This is a genomic window from Burkholderia sp. Se-20373 (assembly GCF_017104705.1).
GTDB lineage: Bacteria > Pseudomonadota > Gammaproteobacteria > Burkholderiales > Burkholderiaceae > Burkholderia.
On sequence record NZ_JAAGPH010000344.1, the window covers coordinates 1 to 1,312 of the forward strand.

1 protein-coding gene is annotated in these 1,312 nt (G+C 58.5%); it reads right to left on the reverse strand.

Annotation, left to right across the window (positions count from 1 at the left end; genetic code table 11):
- Nucleotides 1-36: 36 nt before the first annotated feature.
- A protein-coding gene (locus G3N96_RS38655) for an IS3 family transposase (protein WP_302479201.1) occupies nt 37-1,259 on the reverse strand; the annotation gives its coding sequence in 2 pieces (ribosomal slippage) (nt 37-891 and nt 894-1,259; 1,221 coding nt in all).
- Nucleotides 1,260-1,312: the final 53 nt, after the last annotated feature.

The window sequence follows — 1,312 nt, forward strand, 5'->3', positions numbered from 1 at the left end:
TGTCAAGTCCTGGAATAGGTTGACAGTATCCAGGCACTAGAACGCCCGATGCACCGCATCGGGCGTTTTGTATTTCAGAGCCGTATGCGGTCGCTCATGGTTGTAGATGTGCACCGACTGTTCGACCATCTTGGCAGCCTGCTCAAGGTCAACAGGACGTTGCAACAGGAACTCATCCTTCAGGATGCCGTTGACCCGCTCGGCCAGCGCGTTCTGATAGCAGTCGTACCCGTCAGTCATCGAACAGCGCAAGCCGTGACGTCGATGGATGTCCTGATAGTAGGTCGAGCAGTATTGCACCCCACGATCGGAGTGGTGGATCAACGGCTGCCCGCTCCGACGCCTGCGCAACGCCTTCTTGAGCGCCTGACTGACCTGCTCGGTTTGCAGGCTATCGTGAACGTGATGGCCAACGATCTTGCGCGAGAACGCATCCGTGACGAGACTCAAATATACAAACGGGCCAGCCGTCGGCAGGTACGTGATGTCGGCCACCCATACCTGCTCAGGCCCAGTCGGCACGATCTGATCTGGTCCCGGTTTCAGCAAATTCGGATGGCGCCGGAAGCGATGATGGCTTTGCGTTGTCTTGTGGTACGCCCGGCGGGGTACGACGAGCAGGCGCGCGGCGCGCAGTACATCGAACAGTCGATCTCGCCCCAACTTGATGCCACGCTCGACCAACGCTGGCCCGAGCAGATGATGCAGTTTCCGTGTCCCTAGTCGGGGCTGACGCAGCCGTACATCCCGTACTAGTGTCGTCACGATATCGGCCTGCGCGCAGCGACGTTCCTCACTTTGGAAGCGCTTGTAATACGCTTGGCGACTGATGCCCATGTATCGGCAGGCTCGCTCGACGCTCAGCTTTTTGATCCGCCTTTGCGCGACGACCTGCCCGAAGGCTTTTTTACGGTGATTCCGTAGTCCTTGCGCATCACGTCGAGTACCGCCTCGAACAGCGCGGCTTTCTCCTGCGCTTCTCGCAACTGCGTCTCCAACTCCTTGATGCGCTGCTCCGGCGTGAGCGGCTTTGCGTCTTGCTTTGACATGATGGAACCCGATCGCGCACGGCCGGATGGATCGGCCCAATCCTGCAAGCCGTGCTTACGTAACCATACCAGCACGGTCGAGCGCCCCTGGATTCCGTAGCGGCGCTGTGCCTCTTTGTACGTCAGTTCGCCTTTTTCGACCTGCTCGACCACCGATAGCTTAAAAGCCAGGCTGTAGTCCCGCTGCGTCCGCTTGATCTCTTGCTCCACTTGGCACCTCTTCGTTTCAGCGAAAAAGTGTCAACCTATTTCAGGACGGGTCA